Source organism: Pseudomonas sp. CJQ_9 (genome assembly GCF_043106615.1).
In the GTDB taxonomy this organism is placed as follows: Bacteria; Pseudomonadota; Gammaproteobacteria; order Pseudomonadales; family Pseudomonadaceae; genus Aquipseudomonas; species Aquipseudomonas juntendi.
This window is the reverse complement of the sequence record NZ_JBICMS010000083.1, coordinates 139,808-164,760: the sequence shown is the minus strand read 5'-3', so window position 1 is coordinate 164,760 and position 24,953 is coordinate 139,808. Positions and strand designations below refer to the sequence as shown.

Annotated in this window: 25 protein-coding genes and 1 tRNA gene; 6 read left to right on the top strand and 20 right to left on the bottom strand. The window is 61.1% G+C overall.

Features of this window, described 5'->3' with window-relative positions; translation table 11 throughout:
- Positions 1-161: 161 nt before the first annotated feature.
- From uvrY to ACF8SD_RS16880, 5 genes are all read left to right on the top strand, one after another.
- Positions 162-800, top strand: a complete 639-nt coding sequence (gene uvrY / locus ACF8SD_RS16900; RefSeq protein ID WP_003251380.1) for a UvrY/SirA/GacA family response regulator transcription factor — start codon at positions 162-164, stop codon at positions 798-800.
- Positions 801-805: 5 nt separating this feature from the next.
- Positions 806-2,629: an excinuclease ABC subunit UvrC gene (gene uvrC, locus ACF8SD_RS16895; protein ID WP_392484793.1), complete on the top strand. Its 1,824-nt coding sequence runs from the start codon at positions 806-808 to the stop codon at positions 2,627-2,629.
- Positions 2,630-2,661: 32 nt separating this feature from the next.
- Positions 2,662-3,222, top strand: coding sequence for a CDP-diacylglycerol--glycerol-3-phosphate 3-phosphatidyltransferase (gene pgsA, locus ACF8SD_RS16890; protein ID WP_029885978.1), 561 nt, complete (start codon positions 2,662-2,664; stop codon positions 3,220-3,222).
- 64 nt (positions 3,223-3,286) lie between these two features.
- Positions 3,287-3,362 (top strand) — tRNA-Gly (locus ACF8SD_RS16885).
- A gap of 229 nt (positions 3,363-3,591) precedes the next feature.
- On the top strand, positions 3,592-4,938 hold the full coding sequence (locus tag ACF8SD_RS16880) for a tyrosine-type recombinase/integrase (protein WP_392484792.1): 1,347 nt from the start codon (positions 3,592-3,594) through the stop codon (positions 4,936-4,938).
- Positions 4,939-4,981: 43 nt separating this feature from the next.
- Here the strand turns inward: ACF8SD_RS16880 and ACF8SD_RS16875 are convergent, their stop codons facing one another.
- From ACF8SD_RS16875 to mobH, 3 genes are all read right to left on the bottom strand, one after another.
- The gene (locus tag ACF8SD_RS16875; RefSeq protein WP_392484791.1) at positions 4,982-5,140 is read right to left on the bottom strand and encodes a hypothetical protein; all 159 of its coding nucleotides are present in this window, start codon (positions 5,138-5,140) and stop codon (positions 4,982-4,984) included.
- 82 nt (positions 5,141-5,222) lie between these two features.
- Positions 5,223-5,438 (bottom strand): hypothetical protein, encoded by a 216-nt coding sequence (locus ACF8SD_RS16870; protein WP_392484790.1) that lies wholly within the window; start codon positions 5,436-5,438, stop codon positions 5,223-5,225.
- Positions 5,439-5,716: 278 nt separating this feature from the next.
- On the bottom strand, positions 5,717-7,423 hold the full coding sequence (gene mobH / locus ACF8SD_RS16865) for a MobH family relaxase (RefSeq protein WP_392484789.1): 1,707 nt from the start codon (positions 7,421-7,423) through the stop codon (positions 5,717-5,719).
- Positions 7,424-7,633: 210 nt separating this feature from the next.
- Between mobH and ACF8SD_RS16860 the strand changes: the two genes are divergently transcribed.
- The gene (locus ACF8SD_RS16860) at positions 7,634-8,002 is read left to right on the top strand and encodes a DUF3742 family protein (protein WP_392484788.1); all 369 of its coding nucleotides are present in this window, start codon (positions 7,634-7,636) and stop codon (positions 8,000-8,002) included.
- Positions 8,003-8,007: 5 nt separating this feature from the next.
- Here the strand turns inward: ACF8SD_RS16860 and ACF8SD_RS16855 are convergent, their stop codons facing one another.
- The 17 genes from ACF8SD_RS16855 to ACF8SD_RS16775 form a co-directional block, all read right to left on the bottom strand.
- On the bottom strand, positions 8,008-9,513 hold the full coding sequence (locus ACF8SD_RS16855) for a conjugal transfer protein TraG N-terminal domain-containing protein (RefSeq protein WP_392484787.1): 1,506 nt from the start codon (positions 9,511-9,513) through the stop codon (positions 8,008-8,010).
- Positions 9,510-9,833 (bottom strand): hypothetical protein, encoded by a 324-nt coding sequence (locus ACF8SD_RS16850; protein ID WP_392484786.1) that lies wholly within the window; start codon positions 9,831-9,833, stop codon positions 9,510-9,512. Before ACF8SD_RS16850 ends, ACF8SD_RS16855 begins: the two co-directional genes overlap by 4 nt.
- Positions 9,830-11,212, bottom strand: coding sequence for an integrating conjugative element protein (locus tag ACF8SD_RS16845; protein WP_392484785.1), 1,383 nt, complete (start codon positions 11,210-11,212; stop codon positions 9,830-9,832). Before ACF8SD_RS16845 ends, ACF8SD_RS16850 begins: the two co-directional genes overlap by 4 nt.
- On the bottom strand, positions 11,209-12,162 hold the full coding sequence (locus ACF8SD_RS16840; RefSeq protein WP_392484784.1) for a TIGR03756 family integrating conjugative element protein: 954 nt from the start codon (positions 12,160-12,162) through the stop codon (positions 11,209-11,211). Before ACF8SD_RS16840 ends, ACF8SD_RS16845 begins: the two co-directional genes overlap by 4 nt.
- Before the next feature lie 148 nt (positions 12,163-12,310).
- Entirely contained in the window at positions 12,311-15,625 is a 3,315-nt protein-coding gene (locus ACF8SD_RS16835) for a VPA1262 family protein (protein WP_392484783.1), read from the bottom strand.
- Between the two features lie 192 nt (positions 15,626-15,817).
- Positions 15,818-16,081, bottom strand: a complete 264-nt coding sequence (locus ACF8SD_RS16830; protein ID WP_392484782.1) for a DUF1778 domain-containing protein — start codon at positions 16,079-16,081, stop codon at positions 15,818-15,820.
- A gap of 73 nt (positions 16,082-16,154) precedes the next feature.
- The gene (locus tag ACF8SD_RS16825; protein ID WP_392484781.1) at positions 16,155-16,643 is read right to left on the bottom strand and encodes a JAB domain-containing protein; all 489 of its coding nucleotides are present in this window, start codon (positions 16,641-16,643) and stop codon (positions 16,155-16,157) included.
- 138 nt (positions 16,644-16,781) lie between these two features.
- Entirely contained in the window at positions 16,782-17,459 is a 678-nt protein-coding gene (locus tag ACF8SD_RS16820) for a DsbA family protein (RefSeq protein ID WP_392484780.1), read from the bottom strand.
- Positions 17,444-20,305 carry a conjugative transfer ATPase gene (locus ACF8SD_RS16815; RefSeq protein WP_392484779.1) on the bottom strand — a complete coding sequence of 954 codons (2,862 nt, stop codon included), beginning with the start codon at positions 20,303-20,305 and terminating at the stop codon, positions 17,444-17,446. The genes ACF8SD_RS16820 and ACF8SD_RS16815 overlap by 16 nt, the downstream gene beginning before the upstream one ends.
- Before the next feature lie 2 nt (positions 20,306-20,307).
- Positions 20,308-20,718 carry a TIGR03751 family conjugal transfer lipoprotein gene (locus ACF8SD_RS16810; RefSeq protein ID WP_392484778.1) on the bottom strand — a complete coding sequence of 137 codons (411 nt, stop codon included), beginning with the start codon at positions 20,716-20,718 and terminating at the stop codon, positions 20,308-20,310.
- Positions 20,699-22,099 carry a TIGR03752 family integrating conjugative element protein gene (locus tag ACF8SD_RS16805; protein WP_392484777.1) on the bottom strand — a complete coding sequence of 467 codons (1,401 nt, stop codon included), beginning with the start codon at positions 22,097-22,099 and terminating at the stop codon, positions 20,699-20,701. Before ACF8SD_RS16805 ends, ACF8SD_RS16810 begins: the two co-directional genes overlap by 20 nt.
- Positions 22,089-22,940 carry a TIGR03749 family integrating conjugative element protein gene (locus ACF8SD_RS16800; protein ID WP_392484776.1) on the bottom strand — a complete coding sequence of 284 codons (852 nt, stop codon included), beginning with the start codon at positions 22,938-22,940 and terminating at the stop codon, positions 22,089-22,091. The genes ACF8SD_RS16805 and ACF8SD_RS16800 overlap by 11 nt, the downstream gene beginning before the upstream one ends.
- Positions 22,937-23,608, bottom strand: coding sequence for a PFL_4703 family integrating conjugative element protein (locus tag ACF8SD_RS16795; protein ID WP_392484775.1), 672 nt, complete (start codon positions 23,606-23,608; stop codon positions 22,937-22,939). Before ACF8SD_RS16795 ends, ACF8SD_RS16800 begins: the two co-directional genes overlap by 4 nt.
- Positions 23,605-24,003: a TIGR03750 family conjugal transfer protein gene (locus ACF8SD_RS16790; RefSeq protein WP_392484774.1), complete on the bottom strand. Its 399-nt coding sequence runs from the start codon at positions 24,001-24,003 to the stop codon at positions 23,605-23,607. The genes ACF8SD_RS16795 and ACF8SD_RS16790 overlap by 4 nt, the downstream gene beginning before the upstream one ends.
- Before the next feature lie 10 nt (positions 24,004-24,013).
- Entirely contained in the window at positions 24,014-24,364 is a 351-nt protein-coding gene (locus ACF8SD_RS16785) for a TIGR03745 family integrating conjugative element membrane protein (protein ID WP_392484773.1), read from the bottom strand.
- 13 nt (positions 24,365-24,377) lie between these two features.
- Positions 24,378-24,611 (bottom strand): TIGR03758 family integrating conjugative element protein, encoded by a 234-nt coding sequence (locus ACF8SD_RS16780; RefSeq protein WP_392484772.1) that lies wholly within the window; start codon positions 24,609-24,611, stop codon positions 24,378-24,380.
- The gene (locus ACF8SD_RS16775; protein WP_392484771.1) at positions 24,608-24,949 is read right to left on the bottom strand and encodes an RAQPRD family integrative conjugative element protein; all 342 of its coding nucleotides are present in this window, start codon (positions 24,947-24,949) and stop codon (positions 24,608-24,610) included. Before ACF8SD_RS16775 ends, ACF8SD_RS16780 begins: the two co-directional genes overlap by 4 nt.
- Positions 24,950-24,953 lie beyond the last annotated feature (4 nt).

Genomic DNA, 24,953 nt, shown 5'->3' with positions numbered 1-24,953 from the left:
ACCTGTTGGCGCGCTTGACGGGTCATGTTAAACCCCGGTAAACAGTATGGATTCTCACAGCTGAGTGTCGGACGTTTCTGACGGAAGTAATGCGTTAGGCCCACTGTGAAAAATTTTGTTAAGGTGGCGGGATCCAATCGCCCTGCTGATGAGGTGTGTGCTTGATTAGGGTCTTAGTCGTCGATGATCACGATCTGGTACGAACCGGTATTACGCGCATGTTGGCCGACATTGACGGCCTGCAGGTAGTGGGTGAGGGGGACTCGGGCGAGTCGGCGCTCAAGCTGGCCCGTGAGCTGAAGCCAGACGTGGTGCTGATGGACGTGAAAATGCCCGGCATCGGTGGCCTGGAAGCCACTCGCAAACTGTTGCGCAGCCACCCGGACATCAAAGTGGTTGCAGTCACCGTGTGCGAGGAAGACCCGTTCCCCACGCGCTTGCTGCAGGCCGGCGCTGCCGGTTACCTGACCAAGGGCGCAGGGCTCGATGAAATGGTCCAGGCCATCCGCCTGGCGTTTGCCGGCCAGCGCTACATCAGCCCGCAGATCGCCCAGCAGCTGGCGCTAAAGCCGTTCCAGCCACAAGGCTCGCCGTTCGACGCCTTGTCCGAGCGGGAAATCCAGATTGCCCTGATGATCGTCGGTTGTCAGAAAGTGCAGATCATCTCCGACAAGTTGTGCCTCTCGCCCAAGACCGTCAATACTTACCGTTATCGGATCTTTGAAAAACTCTCGGTCACCAGCGACGTCGAATTGACCTTGCTGGCCGTTCGCCACGGTATGGTTGACGCAAGCCTGTAAACCTCATGTCCCAAGTTTTTGATGCCAGCGCATTCCTGGCGACCTGCAGTGGTCGCCCCGGCGTTTATCGAATGTTCGACGTCGACGCCCGCCTGCTTTATGTGGGCAAGGCCAAGAACCTGAAAAAGCGCCTGGCCAGCTATTTCCGCAAGACCGGCCTGGCCCCCAAGACCGCCGCGCTGGTTGCGCGCATTGCCCAGGTCGAGACCACCATCACCGCCAACGAAACCGAGGCGTTGCTGCTGGAGCAGAACCTGATCAAGGAATGGCGGCCGCCTTACAACATCCTGCTGCGCGACGATAAGTCGTACCCCTACGTGTTCTTGTCTGACGGGGAGTTTCCCCGCCTGGGTATTCATCGGGGCGCGAAAAAGGCCAAGGGCCGTTACTTCGGCCCATACCCCAGCGCCGGCGCCATACGCGAAAGCCTCAGCCTGTTGCAAAAGGCCTTTTCCGTGCGCCAGTGCGAAGACAGCTATTACGCCAACCGCACCCGGCCCTGCCTGCAGTACCAGATCAAGCGCTGCAAAGGGCCGTGCACCGACTTGGTAAGCGCCCAGGAGTATGCCGAGGACGTGCGCCATTCGGTGATGTTTCTGGAAGGGCGCAGCCAGCAGTTGGGCAATGAATTGAATGCCGAAATGGAGAAAGCCGCCATGGCCCTCGATTTCGAAAAGGCCGCCGAACTGCGCGACCAGATCAGCCTGCTGCGCCGCGTGCAGGACCAGCAGTACATCGAAGGTGGCACAGGTGATGTCGATGTCATCGCTGCCTTCGTCAACCCGGGTGGCGCCTGCGTGCACCTGATCAGCGTGCGCGGTGGGCGGGTACTGGGCAGCAAGAACTTCTTCCCGCAGGTGGGCATCGAGGAAGACCTGGCCGAGGTCATGGCCGCCTTTCTTTCCCAGTACTACCTGGGCAATGCAGAGCGCGAACTCCCAGGCGAGTTGATCGTCAACGTTGTGCACGAAGACTTCACCGCCATTACCGAGGCCCTGCACACGTTGCGTGGGCGCGAGCTGACCATCAGCCACCGGGTAAGGGGCACCCGGGCCCGCTGGCAGCAACTGGCCGTGACCAACGCCGAGCAGGCGCTCAATGCTCGGCTGGCCAACCGTCAGCACATGGCGGCCCGCTTCGAGGCCCTGGCCGAGGTCCTGGGCCTGGACGAAGTGCCGCAGCGCCTGGAGTGCTACGACATCAGTCACTCCAGTGGCGAAGCCACCGTAGCCAGCTGCGTGGTGTTCGGCCCCGAGGGGCCGATCAAGTCCGACTACCGCCGCTTCAATATCGAAGGCGTCACCGCTGGCGACGATTACGCCGCCATGCACCAGGCCCTGACCCGCCGCTATGGGCGCATCAAGGACGGCGAGGGCAAACTGCCCGACGTGCTGCTGGTGGACGGTGGCAAAGGCCAGCTGAACATGGCCCGCGATGTGATGCAGGAGCTGGGTTTCAGCGAACTGACCCTGCTGGGTGTCGCCAAGGGCGTCACGCGCAAGGCCGGTTTCGAAACCCTGTACCTGAACGACGTGCACCACGAATTCACCCTCAAGGGCGATTCTGCGGCCTTGCACCTGATCCAGCAGATCCGTGACGAAGCCCACCGCTTTGCCATCACCGGCCATCGCGCCCGGCGTGGCAAGGCGCGGCGGGTGTCCAGCCTGGAAGATGTTGCCGGGGTAGGGCCAAAGCGCCGCCGCGACCTGCTGAAACATTTCGGCGGCCTGCAGGAGCTCAACCGCGCCAGTATCGATGAAATTGCCAAAGCGCCCGGCATCAGCAAAAAGCTTGCCGAATCAATTTATGCCAGCCTGCATAGCGAGTAGAATGCCGGCTCAACTTGCGGCCAGTCGTACCGATGAATATTCCAAACTTGCTCACCGTTCTACGCGTCCTGCTCATCCCGTGCTTCATTCTGCTGTTCTACATGCCGTACCAGTGGAGTTACATGGCCGCCAGCAGCGTGTTCGCGGTTGCCGCTGCCACCGACTGGCTGGACGGCTACCTGGCGCGTCGCCTGCAGCAAAGCACGCCCTTCGGTGCCTTCCTCGACCCGGTGGCCGACAAGCTGATGGTGGCGGTGGCCCTGGTGCTGCTGGTACAGACCCACGCCAATTTCTGGCTTACCCTGCCGGCAGCGGTGATCATCGGCCGTGAAATCGTGGTTTCGGCACTGCGCGAGTGGATGGCCGAGCTGGGCGCGCGGGCACACGTGGCCGTGTCCAACCTGGGCAAGTGGAAAACCGCAGCGCAGATGCTGGCGCTGGTGATCCTGCTGGGCAACCCGCCAGCGGTGACCTTCTGGGTGATTCTCGGCTATGCATTGCTGTTGGTGGCGGCGGGGCTCACGCTGTGGTCGATGGCGCACTATCTGCTGGCGGCCTGGCCGCACCTGCGCGAAGGTTCGGAGCAGAAGTAAAAGTTTTTTTGAATCAAGGGGTTGACGCGGTTTTTGAAACCGCTAGAATGGCCCCCATCACGACGCGGGAATAGCTCAGTTGGTAGAGCACGACCTTGCCAAGGTCGGGGTCGCGAGTTCGAGTCTCGTTTCCCGCTCCAAATATCGGTCTACAGAGTTCCATGGAAGTCTGTAAGTCCTTGAAAATAGACGCTTCGGCGTCTTTTTTCGTTCCAGCGCAGTCTGCCTGAATCCACTAGCAGCCACGAAATTTAAGTACATTTTTAAGTACAGCGATTCCGGGTAGTTGGCGTAGCGGATTGATGGCTGAGCTGGGCTTTGGGCATCGATATACATCTCCTCGACCTTACGAGACCGGGAGATGTACACATGCCACTAACCGACACTGCCGTCCGTCAGGCGAAGCCGACCGGCAAGAACTACACCCTCAAAGACACTGCTGGCCTTGCACTGTTCGTCGGTGCAAAAGGCGCCAAGCAGTGGCACTTCCGTTTCTATTGGTTGGGCAAGCAGGCCCGGATATCGATGGGCGTCTATCCGGCCGTCAGCCTCAAGGAGGCCAGGGAGGCGCGAGACCAGGCGCGCGCCTTGGTGGCCCAGGGCGTCGATCCTCGCGCCGAGCGTCGTGAAAGCCGTCTCGCCGCCTGTGCGGCTTCCGAAAACTCCTTTCTGTCAGTCTTCAACGACTGGAAGGCCTTCAGGGCCCTGAGCCTCAAGCGCGGGCGACAGAGTACGTTGGAGCAGATCGAGCGCCACTTCACCAAGGACATCCTGCCTTGGCTGGGGGATCTGCCGATTGTGGAAGTGTCGCGCCAGCATGTGCTGGAGGTGCTGCGCAAGATCGAGCGGCGTAAGGCGATGACCACGGCCGAGAAGTGTCGGACATGGCTGAACCAGTTGTTCCGCTATGCCATGGTCGAGAAGGGGGTGGCCAGCAATCCGGCCGCAGACCTGGACATCGTGGCCCTGCCCAAGCCCAAGGTGCGACATAACCCCCATCTGTGCATGGATGAGCTGCCGGAGTTTCTGCGGAAGGTCAGCGCGTATCGTGGGCACATCAATACGGTGCGGGGCATTCGCTTGCTGCTGCTAACGGGGGTTCGTACCGGAGAACTGCGTTGTGCCACGCCAGAGCAGTTCGACCTTGAGCGCGGGCTGTGGATCATCCCACCCGAGGTCGTCAAGCAACTGCAGGTACGTGAGCGCCGAGAGAGCGAGGAAATTCCTCCTTACATCGTGCCGCTATCCCGCCAGGCCATTGAAGTCGTGAAAGCGCTGCTAGCCGCCAAGTTGCCGAGCAATCGCCACCTGCTACCTCACCGAAGCCGTCCGAAGGATAGCGTCAGCGAAAATACGCTGAACAATGCGCTGCAACGCATGGGGTACAAGGGTCGGCTGACAGGTCACGGCATCCGCGGCACGCTTTCGACGGCATTGAACGAACTGGGGTATGAGCAGAAGTGGATCGACGCGCAGCTTTCCCATGCCGATCCCAATCAGGTGCGACGCTCCTACAACCACGCCGAGTATGTGGAGCAGCGTCGAGGCATGATGCAGGACTGGGCGGATCGGCTGGACTGCTGGGAGGGTGGGTTGCCCCAGCCTGCTCGGCCGGTGGCGGAAGGTTCGCTGAACATGGAGTTCATCGCGGCACTGTTGCAGTCGCCTGCGGGGCAGAGGCTGGTACAGCTCGGCATGTCCGCGGTGGAGGGGTGAGCGGGAGAGTGCAGAGGCCCCTGGGTGGGGGCTCTGCAGGGTTTCAGAAGATGATGATGACCGCGAAGAGGATCACGTTTGCTATTACGAGTGCAGCTGTAATCAGGTCAGAGATCAGTTCATGCTTGAGTACGGCGAGCTTGCTCATAAACTCAATGCGCAGGCTCTCCATTTCTGCACGCGTGACGTAGGGTTCATACATGGCATTCTCCATGTTCCAATTGCGACAAAAACACAGCGCTGCACCTGTTATGGGCAGCGCTGTGGAGGTTGGCTGGATGGCTTTAGAAAAGCTTGATGAACATAAGCGTCAAGCCTGAGAAAGCGGTGAGCATTGCACCGAGGCGCAGTGTCAGCTTGTTCTCAAGATGAGCCAGGTCAGCTTTGGTCGCAAGTTGAGTGAGCAAGTCATTCTCCAGTGCTTGGATTACAGCCGTGGCTTTGTCGTCTGTAACGTTGATTGATACCAACGCCTGGTACAGAGCGAGTTCCAGTTTCATAGAGGACCTCCAAAAAAGAGAAAGGCCCTCCCTCGACGGGTGGGCCCGTCGAGGGTGTGGATTATGATGCTTCCATCGACCCGGAGGTCGATTGATCGCGGAAGTGGAAGCTAGGCGATCAGGGCTGGACCAGTGCAGTGAACCACCGCACCGCCACCTTGAAGATCCAGATGGCCTGGGCGTGTGCTGAACTAGTCAGCGTCACAGGCAAGACATTCAACCGTACAGGGCATCCTGTCAACGGATGAAAGTGTTTCGCGACACTTCGCTTTGTTGCGTCAGATGACAGACTGCGACGAAGGGGCGTCTTCCGGGTCTGGTGGCAGCAGCTGCAGGTAGGGGTTGTTGAGGGCGATATCGCCCATCAGGTCTTTTGGATCTTTGAGCAGATAGCCGTGCAGGCGCCGGGTTTTACGTGGCCCGGTGACCTGGCAGGTCCAGATGTTCAATCCGTTGGGCTGCTTGCGGTGGGCACGTTGCCGCTCGAACTGGCGTTGCAGCCATTCCCAATCCTGTTGCTGATCCTGCTTGGCTAGGCGCGCGATATCGGGGTGTTCGCGACAGTAGCGCTGGAAGATGCTGGGGGTGACCAGGTACAGGGTGTCAGCCACCGTGTGTACCAGGGCTTTGGCGTCATTGATGATCAGGCGGTGTGAGCGGATGCCTTGTTCCAGCCACTGCAGGAACGCTTGGCCTGTGGCGACTTCTTCCGCGTCATCTACCGCGGGTGGCGCATCGTCGAGAAACACCGGCAGGAAGTCCATCAGGGATTCGTCAGGATCGGGGTATATGGACGGTGCATCAGCTTGAGCAGGCGGTACCGGCTCACTTGGCGCGACTTCTTCGGGCAGCGGATCGACTGTGACAGTGCCCGCGAAAGGCGCAGGGTGTTCATCGTTGTTCCAGATCAGCGCCGGCGAGAGCTTGAGAAAGGTCAGGCTTTGCGACCAGCCGCTTTCGCTGGTGACGGTAGCTTTCCAGATGGCTTTGCCAGCGGGGCTTTCCAGGGCAATGCCGTGGTCCTGCAGGACGTTGAACACCGCCGTGTTGCGTTCTGGTATGCCTTCGATGCCGTGGCTCAGCAGGTGTGCACGCAATTTGTCGGAAACGGTCTTGCTGACCAGCCAGAGGGCGTCGTCGGTGAGCCAGGCATCCGAGGCCTGTGGCTGGTTGAGTTTCAACTCTTCCTTGAGCAGGTAGCGCAGACCATCGATCAGCTTGCGCTGCAACGCCTGCTTCGGCGCGGTGATGGCCTTGCTGGGATCACCGCCCAGCGCTTGCGATGCCGAGGCTTGGTCAGCGCGGGTTACCAGCTCGCCGAGGATGCCTGCGTGCTCGTGCTGTCCAGAGAGTACGAACAGCAGTGACGACCATAATTCCGGGTAGGTGCTTAGGCAGTCGAGGCAAGCGCGCCCGAGCACGCGGGCATACAGCAGACCAGTGGCTGCGTTATGCAGACGGTACTGGCGGTCGGTGCGGTAGCGTAGTCGGTAGGGCTGTGTCAGTGGTCCGTGCCACGGGTGCCAGGTGCTGCCATCCATCAATTCGACATGCAGGTCCACGGCGATCTTGTCGAGGTCGTGCAGCAGCGCGGCGTAGGCGACTGCTGCAGTCCAGGCTTCGGCTTCAGCGGCTTGGGCTTCGGGTGGTGCGCCGACGGGCAGCAGGTGGGACTGGCGCAGCTTGAGGGCGAAGGCCACGGTTTCCAGGCCATGGTCCAGCATGCCGCCAGGGTGGGCGTGGTGATGGCTCTCGGAAGCGGGAAGTTGTTGGACCAGTGCGGCGTAGCGGTGGAGCGGGGCCATGTACAGAACGTCGAATTGTGAGCGGGAGAGTGATGTGCGTTGCCAGATGTTCTCCAGCAGCTTCTGCCGGCGCGGGGTGTCCAGCAGTTCAACGGCAGATTGCGGGGCAGTGAAGCCGCTCGTGATGGGGGAGCCGGCCGCAACGGGAGCTGTCGTTTTTCGCTTGAACCAGGAGAGCATGATTGGCCTCGCGAGCTTGATAGTTGTAGTCCCTTTCCCGTTTTCGAGTAGGGCCTTTCCCCTTCGCCCTCTTGCCCGTGCAGCCCTTCCATTTGCCGTTTACCTTTTGAAGGTGGGCAGACCTCGGTGGCCTTGCTCGGAGTGGAACGGCGATCAACGTCTGGATGAGGTTGGGCGTCGATAGTCCTTTTCAGAGGCAGGAGGCAGCATATGAAACAACAAGAACGCAAGAACATCCCTGAGCGTCTTGGGCGGTGGGCCGGCAAGGTTCGGCGCGGATATGCTCGTCGCGAAGCCAGCACCCTTGGGTGGTTGTGCTCGAAGGGCGTTCCAGTAGCGCTTTCCAGGGTCTTCCTGTGGGCGATCAAGCTGGCTCTCGTTGGCACGCTTTTGTATGCGGCGTTCTGGATAGCAATAGTGGTGCTGTCCGCTGTTGTTGTCATATGGCTTGCCAAAGATGCTCCATCCTATGAACCGCCAGGTGAGTGGCGATCAGGCGATCAGGGATACGGCTATTATGAAGACGGAACGAGAACAGACTGCGGCAGGTTCTTTGACCAAGATGATGATGTAAGTTGAATTGCTCATTTCAGCTTCTGTTTCAAAAGCTCTCCTCCACTGCGGCCTGCGACTTTTGCGTCGGATACGCCATCACCCAGCCCATGTAGGAAGCTGCCTGCACGAACTCCCGCCCAGGTCAGGGCTGTAACCCAAAATGTGGGAAGAACCAAAAACATCGATGCCATGACAAAGTTCAGCAACATGTCACCGAACGAATTGTTGAGCCCCATGAGTAGGTTGAAGTTACTGTGCGGTGAGTCCCATCCGTAGAGTGCATCCAGGATGGTGCTGTCGATCCAGCGCGCCAGTTGGAACCAGAAGTCCACGAAGAACAGCGCGAACTGCACGCAGGTTACGGTCATCAACGTTTTCAGATCGTAGGTGCCGAACAGCATGACCAGTGGGATGCAGATCACCAGGGCCATCTTCAGGAAGGACAACACCATGGGCAGCGCCTGGCGAACAACATCCATCGCTGGAAAGTAGCCAAGTGAGCCCACTGTGAGTCCCAAATCGCTAACGCCGCGTGTAACGATGTTCGGTGCTGTCATCGCCACCTGCCCGCCGTAATCGGTGTATACCGAGCCTTGGTTCAACGCCTGCTGACGCGGAGAGGCGAGGGTGCGGATCATTGCGTCATCGGCTTCGGTCTGGTTGAGGAAACCGGCCCATTTGGCAAGGTTCGACAACAGCCCAGGATCAACCTGATCGATCAAGCGTGCACGCAGTCCGCGCCCGGCATCGTTCCACCATTGGCTGCAGGTTGGATAGCCGCCTGCGCCTTCGATCTGGGCCAGCCCCGCATCGCGCTTGGGGTCATAGTCCCAGGCCTTCATCGGGCTCTTGGCGTGGTAGTAGTCGTAGTAGCCGGGCGTGTTCAGGAAAAACTTCGAACCGATCCAGTTCACCTCGTCCATGTCGGCCTCGGTGAGGTTCGGCCGTTTCATGAACAGCCGCGCCCGTGCATGGCCGTAGCAGGCGTGACTGAAGTCGGCGACTTCCTGAGCCAGCAGGGGATCGCGGATGCGCGTGGCGTCGATGTCCATGCGCATCTGCCGCAGGTCGGTGCCACAGGGGATGGCTGCAACAGCGGCACCTGTGACGGCCTTGGAGGCCGCGTGGACCAGGAACCACCAGATAGGCACCTGAGCGCTCTGGTTGTTGAGCGTGGTGAAACTCTTGGACCAGCGTGTCTGCTGCGGGGTGGCGACTTGCACCTGGCATTGTGTGGAGCGTGAGGTGTCGTACTCCAGGGTGCCCAGGTCAATCGGGATCGCCGGTATGCAGGCGAAATAGATCACGGCCATTGCCACGTAAAGCCGGCCCTCGATGCGCAGGGTGGAGAGCAGCCCCTTGTTGCCTTCGTCAGCGCCTTCGCTACGGGCCTTGAGCCATTCCTGTGTGACCATTACCACGATGGGCAGGGCGACGATCCCGCTGGCCACCAGCACGTCCCAGATGCCATTGCCGATGATCCAGCCGACCAGCGTGAGGTAATACTCCAGGTAGTCGTTGGTGTAGAGCGTCATGGCGTACCTCCGAACGATTGCAGTTCAAGCAGCACCAAGACAGCGATTACTGTGCATTCCAGGCGCAGGAGGCGCTGGTGTTGCCTAGGGTGAAGGGGAAAGGTGCGGCGAAGGTGGATCCAGTAGGCGAGTGCGGCGGCGTATAGGGCCAGGCGCCAGATGCGAAAGGCGCCGGTGTGGTCGGCGAGCCACTGGCGCCACTCGATCACGCCACCGGTCAGTTCGATACCGATCAGGCTGATGCCTGTTCCGATGGCAAGCACCAGCAGGGCCGTCCCGGTGATCAGGGCTACACGCTTCAATGGCTGTCGCAGCTTCATGGCCGTGCCCCCGTTTGCGGGTACTTTTCGATCTGATCCAGGCGATTACGGGTGGAATCCCCTTCATAGACGCCCCGTGAACCGCTGCTGCGGGTGCTGTGCCGTTGGATCAGCACCATCGGTGAGCTGCCGGCCAGGGTCTGACGCAGTTCCAGCTCGGTTTTGAGGTTGTTGATTTCCTGCGTCAGGGTGTCGCTTTCACTGCCAATGGCCTGCTGAGCCAGATCGTTGATGGCGACGTTGGGCTCCTTGCGGCCGGTGAGCAGGGTGCGTTGCAACAGCAGGGCTTTTTCCAGGACGCTGGCCAGGGCCACTTCGGACGCCAGGCGCTGGGTCAGCAGGCCGCTGTCGGCTTCATCGCGCAGGGCTTCGACCACCCCGCGGGTGATGGGCAGGGATTGGCTGCCGGCTTCGGCCAGCTGTTCGGCGGCTGGATCAGCGCTACCCTTGACCAGGGCCTGCAGGGCGTCGAGCTTCTTTTCGTACTCTTCTTGGATCAGCGGGGTGAGCCCAACGCCGGGCGTGGTCTGGGTCTTGCTGCAGCCATCGCAGGTGCGCTGCTCGCGCTCGCCTAGCACGCGGGTAGCGAAGTCGGCCGCAGCTTGCGGCGAGTCCCAGGTTTGGCAACTCAAACTGTTGCCACAGCGATCCCGGCCGATGCTGGAGCGATCGCCAACCTGACGACCGTTGAGCAGGTTGTAGCCGGCGCGGCTGACATCGCTGATCAGCCGAATGGGGGCTTGGCCCTGACCGCCCGCTTGCTGGCCACCGACCCAGGGCACGCCCTTGTTGCCGCGTTCCTGTTCCGACTGTTCGATGGCGGCCACCGCATCGGTGTTCTGACCGGCAGTCGATTGGCCGAGGGCCTGGCCCTGAGCCAGTTGGTCCCAGCCCAGCTGGGCCCCGGCCATGTCGGCCATGCGGTTGGCCATGGCCTGGCAGCTGGCCTTGGAGCGGTCGAAGTCCAGGCGGGCCTGAAGGATGCCGTTATTTAGCAGGTTGTACAGCGCGGGGTCGGCCCGCTGGATGATCATCGCTGGCAGCGAGGCCACGGCGCTGGTGGCGTTCTGGATCACCGAACTCATGATCGACTGAAAGCCGTTGGTCACGCCGTTGAGCTGGTTCTGCAAGGTGGCGCTGAGGTCCATGTTTCCGCAGATCAGGTTGCTGTTCCAGCCCACCCCCACGCCGATGCTGCGCATGTCCGCTGCGCCGCTCATGGACACCGCGCTGCCGCCGCCGATGCTGTAGAGCACGTCGTCGCCCAGCACGCTGCCATTGTTCTCATAGGTGGTTTTGGTCCTAGGGGTGTCGGCTGAGTGCACCGTGCTGGTGACGGCCAGAAGCGCTACCAGCAGGCTGCGCGAGGTAGCGTTCATCGGTCGGCCCCCTCGGTATCGACACTGCCCAGGAAGATCTGTCCAGCCTGCTCACAGCAGCTGTAGGGGCGCCATAGCGCCCAGGCGAAGTCGCTTTGCTCGGCTTGAACCTGCTTTTCCTGACGCGGGAACACGGCACAGTTTGAGGCGGCGGTTGGCGTCAGCTCCTGCCATTTGCCGGTTGAAGCATCCCCTTCTTTCAGCTCGCCTGCCGGCCAGTAGCCATCTTGCTTGTCCGCCAGCAGCGGCTGGTACACGTGCACCTGCCCGCGGCGGGTCACGATGTCGCCGGCACGCTGAGCGACCACGGCGGCGGCCTTGTAATCGTCGGTCTGCTGGACGAAGCCACTTCTTGGATAGAGGTTGCCCCAGAGGTCAGACGCAGTACGGCTGCCGATCTCGCGACGGCCCGGTGTCAGCGACTCGGGGTAAACGGCTTCGGGAATACCGTGCCGCCAGGCCAAGGTATCGAGCGTGCTCAGCAGGTAGGGCATGAAGGCGGTGCCGGCCCCGGCACAGGTGTAGCCGGACTGGCCGGCGAACTGGCTGAAGGCCCAGCCTCCAGGGTGGCCGATTACGTCGGCATTCTTGAAGCGCAGGGCAGGGGATTCGTGACTGTTGCCTGCCGTGTTGGCCGCGCCACTTTGTGCCTGGGCGGTGGCCGGGCTGAAGCGGCGCACCTCGCGCCATGGGGTCTCGCCGGTGTTGGCGTAGCTCGACACCACGGCATCGGGGATGTAGTGGCGAACCTTGGTCGAAGTGCGGACCTGACAGCCATAAGGCGTGCAGAACAGCCAGTAACAGATGCCGACGACGCGGTAGGTCAAACAATCAGGAGAAGCCGTCGAGGCGGTGATGTCAGCAGTGCTGAGCGCCATCGAGGCGGCAGGGAGGCCCAGAAGTCCTGCCAGCACACTGCGGCGAAGGGAGAGAAAGCGAAGCGCGGCCATGATCGAATCCTGCGAGCGTGGATGCTGGCGATTGGATCAGGCATGGAGAATCGAAACCTCAATCAATAGGTACGGAGAGGTTTCGTATTGTTTGCACAGGGCTGGCAGGTGCCCCAGCAAAGCGAGGCACCTGCAGCACAGATACGGCTTACTGGCCGCTAGAAATAGCCTTGTGAATGGTATGGCTCAAGCTATGAGACTTGAGTTGGTCGGGGTCACCTTTCATGTAGGTGAGCAGTTCGGTGCTGGTGGCATAGTCACGGTAGGTATCGGGAAGCCGATCAATGATTTCCTCACTCTCAATTAGAAGTTCGGCCAATGATGGGGTTGCATCAATGTCAACCAGTGCGTCGATACGTCGAGCCAATGCATAGAGCCAGAGGTTCACTTCATGCGCTCGAATGTGCGATTGCCAGCTAATCTGAGCGCTGAAAGGTTGACGAATTGTCCGGGCCAACGCATTGAAGATCTTCCACAGCTCAGTGACGATCGCCTTCTGCTCCTCTGGCGCCAAATAGCGGGTCAGTATGGCAAGTTCGTCAGTGAACGCGCCGTCTGCTTCCAGCTTGAAATACAGGCTGTTGTTGTCTTTCAGTGAGCCACGCCATTGGCTTGCCAGTTCATTGAACCATTCTCTGGAGACCTGAGCCGTGTCTATCGCTCTCTGTTCGAGCATGGGAACAAGCAGTGACTCCAAAATCCAAGGCGTGAAGTGATGCAGCCTTCCGAGACGCCCGCGCACAGGCTGCAGGATGTCTTGAAGTTCTTGATCAGACAGTGGCCCTTGAAGTGATTGGGTCAGCTTGGCAATCAGCTGGTGCTTGACGTCCGATTCATCATAGTTCGCTTCATTGATCAGCCAGCAAAGAATGGTTCGGTGAGCGCTGGCAGGTACTATCTGGTCGATAGCGTCAAGTGTCTCAACGCCCCATGCGCCTTTGTTGATCGCATCCTTGAACGCATGCAACCCCACCCAGGTGACCATGCTTGTCTCGCTGCGCAGGAGGGCTTCTACTTGCATTGGGTGTTTGTCGAAGCCAAGCGACAGGCAAATGTGTTTAAAGGCCTCGATGACCAATATATTGCGACGCAGGCCCTTGACAGGTTGCGCACAAATTTTGCTCAACCAGTCGACCAGTGCTTGTGGTGCATGTGACCAGAGTAGCTTGAGGGCGTAGTAGTCACTCCATGAAGTATCAACTGGCGTGTAGCGGAAGGCCGCGTCGGGATCAGCAGTGGAAAGCAGCAGTTTGGTGAGGTCCTGCAAGCGGTAGTGCTCAAGATCCAGCAGCGCCTTCCGGGCCCTGGGCTGTAAAGCAGCTTCGCGTGCAGGGTCGAGGTGTTCGAGCAAGGCACTCTGCAGCGCCTGCGGGAAAGGCTTGTGCTCTTCTGTGTACAGTTGCCCCCCTTGGCAGTACGCCAGCACATAGCCAAGAGCATCCCAGGCTGAGTGGAAATCTTCGAGAGGCAAACCTTCGGTCCAGAACTTGGCCGGGACACGGTCAAACTGTTCCGGTTTGAGCTTCCCATCCTTGACCTTGCCCTTGGTTTCCAGCTGAGCCATCAACTCAGCACCAGTCAACCCTGCAAGTTCCTGGTCATCGAGCCACCAAGCCAGCACATCGCCCGCCCGAGGGGCATCAGTAAAGCAGGAGCGATGGTTCAAGCCATCCGGCTCTCCGTCTTCATCTTCGGTTCTGACGAATGAGGTCGAGTCGAAGATCAGCTTGGCGGTAGGTGTCTTTTTGCCTTCTCCGTGCAGCATGCTTTGAATGATCTGGTCGCAGTACTCGAAAACGTGCGGCATCACATCCAGAGGGATGGGTGTCGCCAACAGTGGGTAGTTATCATTGGCGCGTTGTATCGAGTTGGACAGCTGATAGCCGGCTAGCGGGCGGCCGCTGGCTGATCGGATCAGGATCATTCGATCATGGATCTTGCTTTCCGGAACAGCGAGCACTTTGAGGCGAACATTGCCGAAATAGCCGTTGCCCCACCCCGTGCACTGGTCGAGCAGGTTCTGAATGCGGTTAGGCTGATCAGCGCCTGCTTTGGCGTCGTCCTTCGATTCCTTCTCGGTCGTGATGATGAGGTAGTCGCCTGCCGCAGTGCCCATACGATGAAGCAGATCGATGCCTACGTCCTCCATGAATGGGTCGAACCAGGCAATCTGAGCGTCATGATGGTTCTCGAAAATCTTACGAAGCCATTCCGTCAGTTGTATCCGGCTGGTACCGCCGCTGTCGGTGAGCGTAAGGAAGAAGCGTCCTTTGGAAGCCTTGGGGCAGAGCTGACTCATGGTTGTTTCGATGGCACTGTTGAGCGTTACCCAGGGATCGTCCGTATGGCCGCCCAACTGTGAGCGCGAGTCTCGTAGCGCACGGCCGACTCGTGCGGTGGCTTGAAGCTTGGCTTGTTCTTTCGGTGGGACGCGTTTCCCTAACCAGCTCAGCTTTTCGTTCGAGTGGATAGGTTCGACCATCATCATGTTCAGGCTCATGCTGCGGACGAAGTAATTGCCGGTCTGGAGCACCAGGAAGGAGTCGCCGAGGTCACTGAGCGCGTAGATTTCCAAGGTAAATGATGTGCAAATCTGTGTCACGAACGCTTCAAGCCTGAAGCTATGCTTCAGTGGGTATTCCTGATGCTTGTCCAGTCGAGCCGTGTGGGTGGCCAGGACACTGTCGGCGCTGTAGGCATTCACCACAATCAAGAGGTCGGCTGCATCCTGAGTCAGTGGCTCGGAAAGTTTGAGAGAGGCGTCGTCACCCTTCAACGTGATGTCGAACTTGCTCTTTTCGGCGCGATTCTGGCCGGGGATACAGATGAACTCAAAGTCCCCTATACGCCAGGCATCCAGCGCCGCGAAGTCCAGTCCGGTATCTGCGTTCAGGCTCTGGCAGGCGGCCTCTGCGATCTTACGATCCAACCCCTCAGCCATGCTGAAAGTTTCAGACTTAGCGTCGGATGAGATCGCGGCGCTGTCCACGCTGGCATAGCTGGTCGGGCTAAGGCGGCTGGTGCGGAACTGAAAGAAATCGCGGGTAGGTAGGTGCATGACCGGGCGGGCGACAGGGCTGCCCCCGAAGAGGGCTGCGCCCACCTTGGCGTTCAGCTTGTCATCGAGCTGGAGGTCGGCCAGTTGGCTGGCGGCCTGCAGTGTCGCGCCGTCAAGGAAATGCTCCAGGAAAATCTTGAGTTGCTGTGTCGAGGTGTGCAGCGCCAAGGCATGGGTTCTGGCGGAGCAGCCATCGTAGACGGACGTCTTGCTGCTGGTGGTTCCGCTCCACTTGTGGGACTGGTAGGTACCTGGCAATGATCGGCCGTAGAGGAATCGCAGTTCGGCGAATCCTGCACGCTCGATCTCCAGAATCCAAACTTGGGTAGCGGTGGCGAGTCGGTCGTCACCAAAAAGCTCGTGGAGCCGGAAGTCGGAGGCAAGTTTGTTGAGAGCATCGGTCATAGCGCGTCCTTTTGCTTGGTTAGAGATCAGGCCTGGAGCGCAACGCTGAAGCCGTAGCGATATAGACCTGTGTCAATTTGACATCACTTTAACCGGGCAAACCATGATCAGGCGCAATGTTGGCTAAGTTTCATAGGGTTCTTAATACCTGTGGAAAATGCGAGGCTCAGCGCCTTCTGCATCAGTAGTTGATCACGCCCACGGGGTAGGGCGTGACAGGAGATCTTTAAGGCGGGTGTTGTCTTGCGCGGGGCGATCAAGCAGCGCAATGAACGACTGGGCCTGGGCATTGTCGAGCAAGACCAGATCGCGATTCGACAGGATCTGTGTGGCTACGCGGCAGGCGCTGTTGAGTACAAAAGAGTCAAGCGAGGTGCCTGCGGCCTCAGCAGCTTGACGAAGTATGTTTTCCTGTTCGACGGTGAGATTCAGGGTCAATCGAGTTGCCTGCGTCATGGCGATGATTCCGGCAGGGGGAGGAAGGTAGAGTTAGCACAATGCCGCGGCATTGTGCTAACGGGGATGAGGCTTACAGGTCGCCATGTTCGGCGAAAGAGTAGGCTTCACCGCTGCCGACGATGAAATGATCCAGCACCTTTACATCCACCTGGCTGAGCAACTGCTTCAGTGACTGGGTGAGGGTCTTGTCCGCTTCACTGGGCAACACCTCACCCGAGGGGTGATTGTGCGCGAGGATCACCGCTGCACTGTTGACTTCCAGGCAGCGCTGCAGGACACGTCGGGGCGGAACCGTGGCGGCGTTGATGGTGCCCTCGAACATGATCTCGAAAGCTAGTACATCATGGCGATTGTCGAGAAAGATCACGGCGAACACCTCGTTCTTGCGGCGGGCCAGCTGCAACTGCAGGTAGCGCTTGGTCACAACCGGGTTGTACATCCGGGGGCCGCGTTGGAACAGGCGTTTTTCCAGGACGTTGATGGCTCGCGACACCAGGCGTTCTTCGGCGACGGACAAGGACGAGACCAGGCATTCATTGCTCGGATAAGACTGCGACATGGAACCTCCAGGGACGAAAAGAAGGTTCCACCCCAAGGGGTCGAAACCCCGTTGGGAAAAGGACGATGTGGCCCGGTGTGGGCGGGGATAACTGCGTTCAACACCACAGCGCGGTGCCGTAGCCGTGACGAACGTGGGCTACCTGGGCATGTCGCTGATCACGTCAGCGGGCATCTCGGAAATCTCGGGTGCACTCAACAGGTCCACCGCTGAAAGCAGGGCGTCGGGCTCGATGGGGCCGTGCAGGATCAGGGTGTGGCGGGTGTGATTGTCGACCAGGCGCAGGATGGGCGTGGCATTCAATCCGTTCTGCACGGCTTCCGCTTTCTGCGCCTCCACCGTTTGGGCCACCTGTTCGCCAGACAGGCAGCGTTGCAGGCTTGGCGTCGAGCCGGGATACGTGGTGTCGGTGGACAACCCCCGTCCATTACCTTGAGTGTGCAGGTAGACCCAGACCACTGCGCCCCAGAAGCCCTCCCGGCCTTCGAGCTGGCCCACGCACTCGACCAGGCGCGCTTCACGGCTGGCGGCAGGTTCGTGCTGAGGTAGAGGCAGGTGATGCCACGCCAGGTTGACGTGATCGTTGGTGACGATCCAGCGCTGCAGCTGCGGCAGGTAGATCCGACAGTGCGGGCATTCGAGGTCGGCATACAGCATGACCGTGAAGCGCGCCTCAGGGTTGCCATAGATCCAGGGTGGGCCGTCATTGGCGGCGGAACGAAAGGGCAGCGGTAGCCACCAGCACAGCGCTAGAACTGCGGCGGCGAGCCAACCACCGGCCCATTTCAGATTGCTCGCCGTTATCCGTTTGCGCATGGTGTTGCTCCTGGCAGTTCCAGATTGAATGGCTCGATCCCGCGGGCACGGTCGATGTCCTGGGCCATGCGGATGGCCGCATCGAGTTCACTGATGCCGTGTTGTTGCATGAGGGTATGACGGGCGGCTTTTTCCTCGGGTTCCGTCATTGCCAAGGCCAGGTACAGGCTCGGCGGCACGGCGCGGAACAGCAGTTCCATCGACTTGGACAGAATCACACCTTCGCAATACTTGCCCGACTCCTTACGTGCCGACAGCATCAGCGCCTTCTGCGCCGGGCTCAGCTCGCGGAAACGGGCGATCTTTTCCACTTCATCCGGAGGCATGCTCAAGCAGATCCACCACTCGATCATATTGAGCATCGGTTCGGCGGCCTTGGGCAGATCGTCGAGGTTCTGCGTGGCCAGCCAGAACCACGCCCCGAGCTTGCGCCACATCTTGGTGATCTTGACCACGTAGGGGGCGAGCAGCGGGTTCTTGGTGATGATGTGGCCTTCGTCGGTGACGTTAATGATTGGCCGGCCGAGCATCTGGTCGCGCTCGGCGATGTTGTTGACGGTGTTGAGCAGGGACAGGTAGGCGATGGACAGCTGGGCGTTGTAGCCCTCGCGGGCGAAGGTGGCCAGGTCCACGATCGTGATATCGGCTTCGGGCCAGGGCGTGCCGGGGCGGTTGAACAGCTCGCCGTCCAGGCCCTGGCAGAACAGGTCCATGGCCTCGGCCATTTCCTGCAGGCGGTTGCGGCGGGCTTCGGGAAGACCTACATCACCACCGCGATCACGCAACGCATCACGCACGTCTTGTGTGAGTACCGGGCGCTCTTCTCCAGCGCATCGCTGCGCGGCGTCTAGAATGCACTGGCGGATCAGGCTGCGGTCGGCTCGGGTCAGGCGCGCTTCCTCCTTGTCCTCGCCGCCCGTGATCATCAGGCGGGCGGTGATCTCCAGTTCGCCGAGGACATCGCGTTGCTCGTCGCCCTCTCCAAGGGCAATCTCTTCTAGGTTATCGGCGTCGAGGGTCTGCACTTGACCGGGTGTCTCGACCAGTCGTCGGGCATCGGCGAACGGTGCTAGGGAGACGCCGGCGCCCGGAGATAGCCTGACCTTGTGCACGCTTATGCCCAGCCGCTTGGCGAAGTCGCCGAACAGGCCGAAGGAGTTGCCCGCTTCGACAATGAACAGCCGGGGCCGGTAGATGGCGGTGACCTGATTGAGCAGGGTGTTGAGGGTTGCTGACTTCCCCGCACCGGTCGGGCCGAACAGGAACAGGTGGGCGTTCATCTGCCGATCCAGGCGGTTCAGCGGGTCGAAGGTGATTGGCCCGCCACCGCGGTTGAAAAAGGTGATGCCGGGATGGCCAGTCCCCTGGCTACGGCCCCACACAGGTGAGAGGTTGGCGATGTGCTGGGCGAACATCAGCTGGCTGTACCACTGGCGCTTGTCCTGGGCGGGATCGAACACGCAGGGCAGCCAGCGCTGGTAGCTGCTGAGCGGGCCCACCTCGTCTTCCTCGCGCACGGGTTGCAGGCCGGCGTTGAGCAGCACATTCGCCAGTTGGACACCGCGAGCATCCAGGTCGGCCAGCGACTCGCCTCGCAGGTAGAACGCCAGGCTGCCGCGATAGAGCTTGTGTGCACTGCCGATCAGGGCACGGGCTTCCTGCACGTCAGCGCGGGTCTGCTCCGAGGCCAGGGTGTCGCCCACCGACTTGCGGCTCAGGTGGTTGAGGTGGGCCTCCAATGCGTCCTGTGGGTTCACCACCAAGGTCAGGCACATCACTGTGCCTTCGGGCAGTTGGTCGAACAGGCTGTTGATGGCATCGCCCTTTTTCGTCTCGCCGGTCAGGTGGCCGGTGAGTGGGGCGGAGCGCAGGCGGTCGAGCACGACAACGCGATGGGGGCGGTTGTCGAAGTTCCACGTCCCGGCATTGGCATCCGACTGCGGCTGGCTGAAGAACAACCGCTGCGAGAAATCGGTGCCGCTGGCCAGTTCCAGCTCATCAGGCTCGCCCGTCTCGGGGTAGCTGGCCAGGCCGTAGAAGCGTGCGCGATCCGATGGATTGGCTCCCAGATGGACGGGGTGCGGATTGAACCAGCGCAGCAGCCAGTCATGAATAGCAGCTCCTTGCATGCGCTGAACACCTACGCCGGCATTGGCGAGCCCGCCGATCAGACGCTCACATACCGTTGTAAGGGCGTCCTCGGGCGTTTGATGCCGACGCCCCGTCTCAGCGCCGCCTACCCGGCGATACACCACCATGCGCACACGCCGATTTTGCCCTCGCCAGGGCAGGCGGGTAAGGGCGGTGTCCTCAAACAAGCCGCCCGGTTTGGCGATAGCTTGCAGGTGATGGGCGAAGCTCTGCAGGTAGAACGCACTGAACGCGCTGCGCTCGGCCCGTGGCTGAAGATAACCGCGCAGCACATTGAGGTAGCTGTCCCAGTCAGTGTCGTCCTGGGCATAGAACTGGACGACCCAGGGGTGTTGGTCCAATTCGTCGAAGCTGTCCTGCAGAGCGTTTTCAACGGCATCGCGGGCCTGTAGCAGCCAGCTGGGTTCCCGGCCTTCCGTACCGACCGGCTTCAGTTCAAAGAAGGCAGCGACGGACTGGCCGTCTTCCAACAGCATGCATTGAGATCCGGGCAGGTATTCGACCCAAGGCAACAGATCCACAAAGGATGGTGCCACCTCGTACAGGGCCTGTTCGTCCTGCGAGGTGGCAGGGCGCCGTGGAAAACTGCCCGGCACGGGAATGCCGTGCTCGGTCAGCCGCGCCAAGTAGCGCTCCCAGGCATCGGGTCCACCGGCTTCACACTCCGCCGTCGGCTGATTCCAAGGCCAACGCATGGTCAGTAGTCCTCGATGCGCTCGCCCGGCAGGGCGTACTGCACGCGCTGGTACAGCGGGAAGACGGTGCTGTAGCCGGGTACCGGTACCGGATCACTGCCCGCCAGGTGCGGGAACACGTACATTACGAGATCAGGATTGGGCAGCCGCTGGAACTGGCGGTAGATCTCGTTCTGGGCGGTGCGTGTGTAGGTTGAGCCAGTGCGATGGTCGTCTGGTTCATCGAGCGGTCGGCGTAGCGCCTGCCGAGCATCGAGCAATTGCCGCTGGGAGGGATCACCACCGGTCTCTTGCTGCCAGACCTGGTCCATACTGCGGCCCCCATGGGTCAGCAGCTTTTCCGAGTTTGTCGCACATCCCGTCATACCGGTGGCAACCACCAGCACCAGAAACTTAGTCGAGCGGCGTGACATGGCGGTTCTCCAGGGTGTGATCGACCTTGCGGCCCGTGGGGTCGTAATCGAGGGTGAGCGGTTGTTCGATGTGCACGGCGACCCTGGCGCCCGGTTCTACGTACACCGCTGCGAAGGCCTGGCCGTACAGTTTGTTCACCCACTGCGACATGTCTTGCACGCCGCTGCTGAGGATGCGGCCCATGGCTTCGTCGCTGGAGATGCCGACCGTGCCCAAGGTGTTGTTGCCGTTGCTGACGAAGGCAGTGCCGTTGTCGGATTTGATCAACGAAGCCGCGCCGGCGCCGGCAGCGGTGATCAGCGCTTGGGAGGTGAGGTACTGCTGAGCGTTGCTGCGGCGCTCACCTGCGACACAAGGGATGCCGTAGGGGTCGCTGATCCAACCCAGCCCGCCGTCGGTGGTGGCACCCAGCGCCTGGCCTTGGCGCTCTTCCGGCAGCGTGCGAATGGTGCCGTCCTGGAACACGAAGGTGATGGAGCGGATCTGCCCGCGAACGCAGGAGAGAGTCCAGTCCCCTGAGGCGCTGCCGCTGACGATGGCCCCGGTCACCTCTGGCAGGTCGATGCCATTGGCGGTGAGGTTGTCGGCGCCGATGACCACCTTGAACGGGTAGGGGTCATTGACCGTGCCATCGACTGGTACCCGGCCGATCAGTGCAGTCATGGCAATCGAGCCCATCAGGGTGCTGTTGGCGGGGACGGTGTAGAACGGTTTGTGGCTGGATACGCCGATGGCTTTGGCGCTGCTTTCAGTCAGCGTGTCAGCAGCGGCTTCGAGTTTGGGCAGGCTGAACCCGCTGCCAGTACTGCCCTTCGCACCGTTGGCCTTGCCATTTTCGCTGGGCCTGCGGTCATCCGGTTCGATCCAGCGCACCTCGTCACGTTTGAACGTTTCGCCATCGCCGTCCTGCAAGCCCAGGCCGATGGGCAGCTCCACATTGCCACCGGGCTGGCCCATCGAATCCAAGCGGCGTTGCAGTTCGTTGAGCAACCCCAGCGTCTGCTGCTGGTCGCCGGCGATCGCACTGCGCTCCTCCCGCAGGCGGTCGCGCTCACCGTCCAGCGCCTGCTGTACCCGCTGATCGATGGCCTGCTCACGCTGACGCAGGCGCTCGTTATCGGCCTTGTGATTCTTGTTGTCATTCAGGGCCGTTTGCAGCTCGTTGCGCAGCTGCTTGACCTGGGCCACCAGGGTCGCCACGGTGTCGCGCGGGGTATCGCCTTCGATGCCGAGGGCTTTCATCTCTTCGGGGGACAGCGTTTCGGGGTGGCCCTTAGCGTTTGGCGCGGCGTCCTCCGCACTCAGTAGTTTGAGCACAACAAAACCCACCACGAGTGCCAGCGGCACCATGAGCCACTTGAGCAGGCGATTACTCTTCATCGGGCACCTCCTCGGTATCGCTCGGCCGTGGCAGGTTGAGGGCGGCATCGATGGGACTGATGCGAGGCAGCAATGCCTTGCTCAGCTCGCGGCCTTGTGTGACTAGGTACAGCACAGAGGTGTCGGTGGCGCGGCCGCGAGGGCCCAGTCGGGGATGCTGGAACGTAGCCGCTGCGAAATCGCCTTGCAGTTCTCGCGGGTCGAGGTCGATCCAGGCCGAAGATTGATTGCGCAGGTGGATGGCGGTGACCCAATGTTGCCCCAACCGCCAGGCGGCGAGTGGCCGGGCCTCGATCAACTGATTGGGTAGCAGGGTATGTAGCTGGAAGTCCGCAGGCAGCCTGGCTCGGCGTACACCGGGCAGCGCTTCGACCGTGCGAAGCGGGGCGTACAAGCTTTGGGCGGCATAGCGGGTCAGGACGACCGGTACTGGAGTTGCAGACGTTGGAACAGCGCTTTCCTCTTCAGTGGTGAGAGTCGAAGTGCTGATGATCTTGATCGGCTCCAGCGCCGCCTTTCCTTCGATGGCGGGTGCCGCAGAAACATCGAGCAGGATCAGCTCGCCCGTTTGGATGTCTTGCAACTGCACACGACTCGGTGCGAGTTCGCTCTGTGGTTGTAGGTACACCGCACCGCCTGCGCTTTGCGCACGCAACGATTCACTGAGCCCGGCCGACAGGCCCACGCGCACATCACGGTCCACGAAGATCACGCGCTCCTGCCCGACCACCAGCGGAATGCTCAGCGGCAGCCGCTCCCAGCGCATGATTTCAGTCGCTTGGCTGCCAGAGGTCCAGCCGAACACTCCACAAATGAGGACAAGCCTCAGGACAGGCTTCATTCGGTTTCTCCAGAGGAAGGGGCGGGAGGGGTTGCCGCTGCCGGCGTCGTGATGCGCTGCGGCGCCTGGCTGTAACAGTCCAAGGCCAAGCCAAACGGATTGCGTTCCGGATCGATATCCAGGCGCACGACCTTCAGCGAGTAGCGCACCAAGGCGCGCTTGACCTGCTCGGCGCCGTAGTACTCGTCGGCGCTGAGGTCCAGGGTCACCCGCCAGTCATCCCGGCTGATCGTCTTCACTCGGCCGGTCGGGTCATCGCCATAACCACGCCCTGGGATCTCGTAGACACCCCGCACACGCTCACGCAGTTCACCAGTGCTACGCCGGTAGTCGTAGTCCTGTTGCAGAAAGGCCTTGCAGCTGGGTGTCAGGTAGGCCGACAGCGCCTGCAGGTTGCGGTCGTAGTCCTGCTCACCATCGGTGGGCCAGCGGTTCAGTTGCTGGAAGATGTAGAAGCTGAAGGCATACACCGACTCGGGCGGCACGTCCCACCACTTGCGGGTGCTGCCCGAACGCAGGTCGGGCGGGATGTGCAGGGTCAGGTCGCGTGGCGCGTTCCACCAGCCTGCGCTCAGGCCGAGGGCCAGCAGGAACAACGCGCCGAGGCCCATACGTAGGGTCCGCACATGCGCCTGCAGGTGCAACACCTCGTTCTTGAAACGGCTCATCGCGCACCCCGACGGGTGGTCCAGAAGCCGGAACGCTGGACCAAGCCAGAAAAGCCCAGACGCTGTGTCAGCCCCGGATACCGCTGGCAGCTCCAGCTGTGCAGGCGGCGGTGCAGCCAAGTGTCCGGGCGGCCTCGCTTCAACCGCCGCAGCATCCCCCCGCCTGCGAACACCCCCACGGCAATGGCTGCAACGATGCAGGTAGGCAGCAGGGCGATGCTGTGCGCCACCCAGGCCAGCCCCAACCCCAGCAAAAACCCCGCCGCGCCCGACAGCCCGGCGCAGATCCACAATTCATCCGCTGTAAGTCCGCGCACCACCACCGGTTGCCGGTTGAGGCGATGCGGCAGAAACGTCACGGTACCGTCAGCCAGGCTGATCATCGAGGAAGCCATGGCGTCACCCTCACAGAATGGTGGTGGCCTTGGTCAGCAACCAGATGCCCACCACCAGCAGCATGGCGCCGACGGCGATGGTCAGGCCGAACTGGCCCCAAGTGGCCCGCCCGGTGTGGATCTCGGAATAGCGAGTGTAGGCGTGGTAGCACACGCCAATGAACATCCCGGCCACCACCAGCAGGGCGATCAGCAGCACGATGTCGTAGCCATAGTTCTGCATGGTCTGGATGATCCCGTTACCTGCCCCGCGGGACGGATCTTCCATGGTCGGCAAACGACCTTGGGCAACGGCCATGGCCGGACTGAAGAGGGCACCGAGCAGCACGGTACGGCGGAAGTGGGCAGGGCAACGGTTCATCACGACAACTCCATCAGGACAGGAGGAAGAACGTCAGCACCAGGTACAGCGCGACGAAGCGGAAAACGACACCGACGAACTGGCGGTTGCTGAGGCGTTGCTCAGCCCAGCCGGTGTAGGCGGTACGGATGGCCCAGGCGCCCCAGAGCAGGGTTACGGCGAACACCAGTGACAGGACCAGAGTGGCCATCTGCGAGGGGGTGAAGCCGCTGTGGGCCTGGAAGGCGGCTTGCTGGGCAGCGGTCATGGCGCGTCGGCCTCGCCGCTGTACTCGCCGAGCAAGGGGGCCGGGTCGCGGGGCTGGGCTCGCTGGGGCGTGAGGTAGTCCTGCACGCCGGTGCGGATGCGCTGGATGTCTTCGCGCAGTCGCAGGTAGTCGAAGTGGTAGCGGGCGGCGATCGGATGGGGGAGGGCGGCGCTGTTGTCGGCGTGCCGTTCCAGGGCATCCAGCTGGCGGAGCACGGCGGCCAGTTGGGCGCGCTCAATATCAGAATCTCTGGCTGGGAGCTTACCGATACCGCCAATTAGCAGAACGCTAAGCAGAAACCACTGCGAAGCGCGGCGCGATGGTGCATTCACTGTCATGGCC

What these genes read in the sequence shown, in the direction of transcription:
- uvrC (WP_392484793.1), top strand. Translation starts at nt 806, where the DNA reads ATGTCCCAAGTTTTTGATGCCAGCGCATTCCTGGCGACCTGCAGTGGT.
- pgsA (WP_029885978.1), top strand. Translation starts at nt 2,662, where the DNA reads ATGAATATTCCAAACTTGCTCACCGTTCTACGCGTCCTGCTCATCCCG.
- ACF8SD_RS16880 (WP_392484792.1), top strand. Translation starts at nt 3,592, where the DNA reads ATGCCACTAACCGACACTGCCGTCCGTCAGGCGAAGCCGACCGGCAAG.
- ACF8SD_RS16875 (WP_392484791.1), bottom strand. Translation starts at nt 5,140, where the DNA reads ATGTATGAACCCTACGTCACGCGTGCAGAAATGGAGAGCCTGCGCATT.
- ACF8SD_RS16870 (WP_392484790.1), bottom strand. Translation starts at nt 5,438, where the DNA reads ATGAAACTGGAACTCGCTCTGTACCAGGCGTTGGTATCAATCAACGTT.
- mobH (WP_392484789.1), bottom strand. Translation starts at nt 7,423, where the DNA reads ATGCTCTCCTGGTTCAAGCGAAAAACGACAGCTCCCGTTGCGGCCGGC.
- ACF8SD_RS16860 (WP_392484788.1), top strand. Translation starts at nt 7,634, where the DNA reads ATGAAACAACAAGAACGCAAGAACATCCCTGAGCGTCTTGGGCGGTGG.
- ACF8SD_RS16855 (WP_392484787.1), bottom strand. Translation starts at nt 9,513, where the DNA reads ATGACGCTCTACACCAACGACTACCTGGAGTATTACCTCACGCTGGTC.
- ACF8SD_RS16850 (WP_392484786.1), bottom strand. Translation starts at nt 9,833, where the DNA reads ATGAAGCTGCGACAGCCATTGAAGCGTGTAGCCCTGATCACCGGGACG.
- ACF8SD_RS16845 (WP_392484785.1), bottom strand. Translation starts at nt 11,212, where the DNA reads ATGAACGCTACCTCGCGCAGCCTGCTGGTAGCGCTTCTGGCCGTCACC.
- ACF8SD_RS16840 (WP_392484784.1), bottom strand. Translation starts at nt 12,162, where the DNA reads ATGGCCGCGCTTCGCTTTCTCTCCCTTCGCCGCAGTGTGCTGGCAGGA.
- ACF8SD_RS16835 (WP_392484783.1), bottom strand. Translation starts at nt 15,625, where the DNA reads ATGACCGATGCTCTCAACAAACTTGCCTCCGACTTCCGGCTCCACGAG.
- ACF8SD_RS16830 (WP_392484782.1), bottom strand. Translation starts at nt 16,081, where the DNA reads ATGACGCAGGCAACTCGATTGACCCTGAATCTCACCGTCGAACAGGAA.
- ACF8SD_RS16825 (WP_392484781.1), bottom strand. Translation starts at nt 16,643, where the DNA reads ATGTCGCAGTCTTATCCGAGCAATGAATGCCTGGTCTCGTCCTTGTCC.
- ACF8SD_RS16820 (WP_392484780.1), bottom strand. Translation starts at nt 17,459, where the DNA reads ATGCGCAAACGGATAACGGCGAGCAATCTGAAATGGGCCGGTGGTTGG.
- ACF8SD_RS16815 (WP_392484779.1), bottom strand. Translation starts at nt 20,305, where the DNA reads ATGCGTTGGCCTTGGAATCAGCCGACGGCGGAGTGTGAAGCCGGTGGA.
- ACF8SD_RS16810 (WP_392484778.1), bottom strand. Translation starts at nt 20,718, where the DNA reads ATGTCACGCCGCTCGACTAAGTTTCTGGTGCTGGTGGTTGCCACCGGT.
- ACF8SD_RS16805 (WP_392484777.1), bottom strand. Translation starts at nt 22,099, where the DNA reads ATGAAGAGTAATCGCCTGCTCAAGTGGCTCATGGTGCCGCTGGCACTC.
- ACF8SD_RS16800 (WP_392484776.1), bottom strand. Translation starts at nt 22,940, where the DNA reads ATGAAGCCTGTCCTGAGGCTTGTCCTCATTTGTGGAGTGTTCGGCTGG.
- ACF8SD_RS16795 (WP_392484775.1), bottom strand. Translation starts at nt 23,608, where the DNA reads ATGAGCCGTTTCAAGAACGAGGTGTTGCACCTGCAGGCGCATGTGCGG.
- ACF8SD_RS16790 (WP_392484774.1), bottom strand. Translation starts at nt 24,003, where the DNA reads ATGGCTTCCTCGATGATCAGCCTGGCTGACGGTACCGTGACGTTTCTG.
- ACF8SD_RS16785 (WP_392484773.1), bottom strand. Translation starts at nt 24,364, where the DNA reads ATGAACCGTTGCCCTGCCCACTTCCGCCGTACCGTGCTGCTCGGTGCC.
- ACF8SD_RS16780 (WP_392484772.1), bottom strand. Translation starts at nt 24,611, where the DNA reads ATGACCGCTGCCCAGCAAGCCGCCTTCCAGGCCCACAGCGGCTTCACC.
- ACF8SD_RS16775 (WP_392484771.1), bottom strand. Translation starts at nt 24,949, where the DNA reads ATGACAGTGAATGCACCATCGCGCCGCGCTTCGCAGTGGTTTCTGCTT.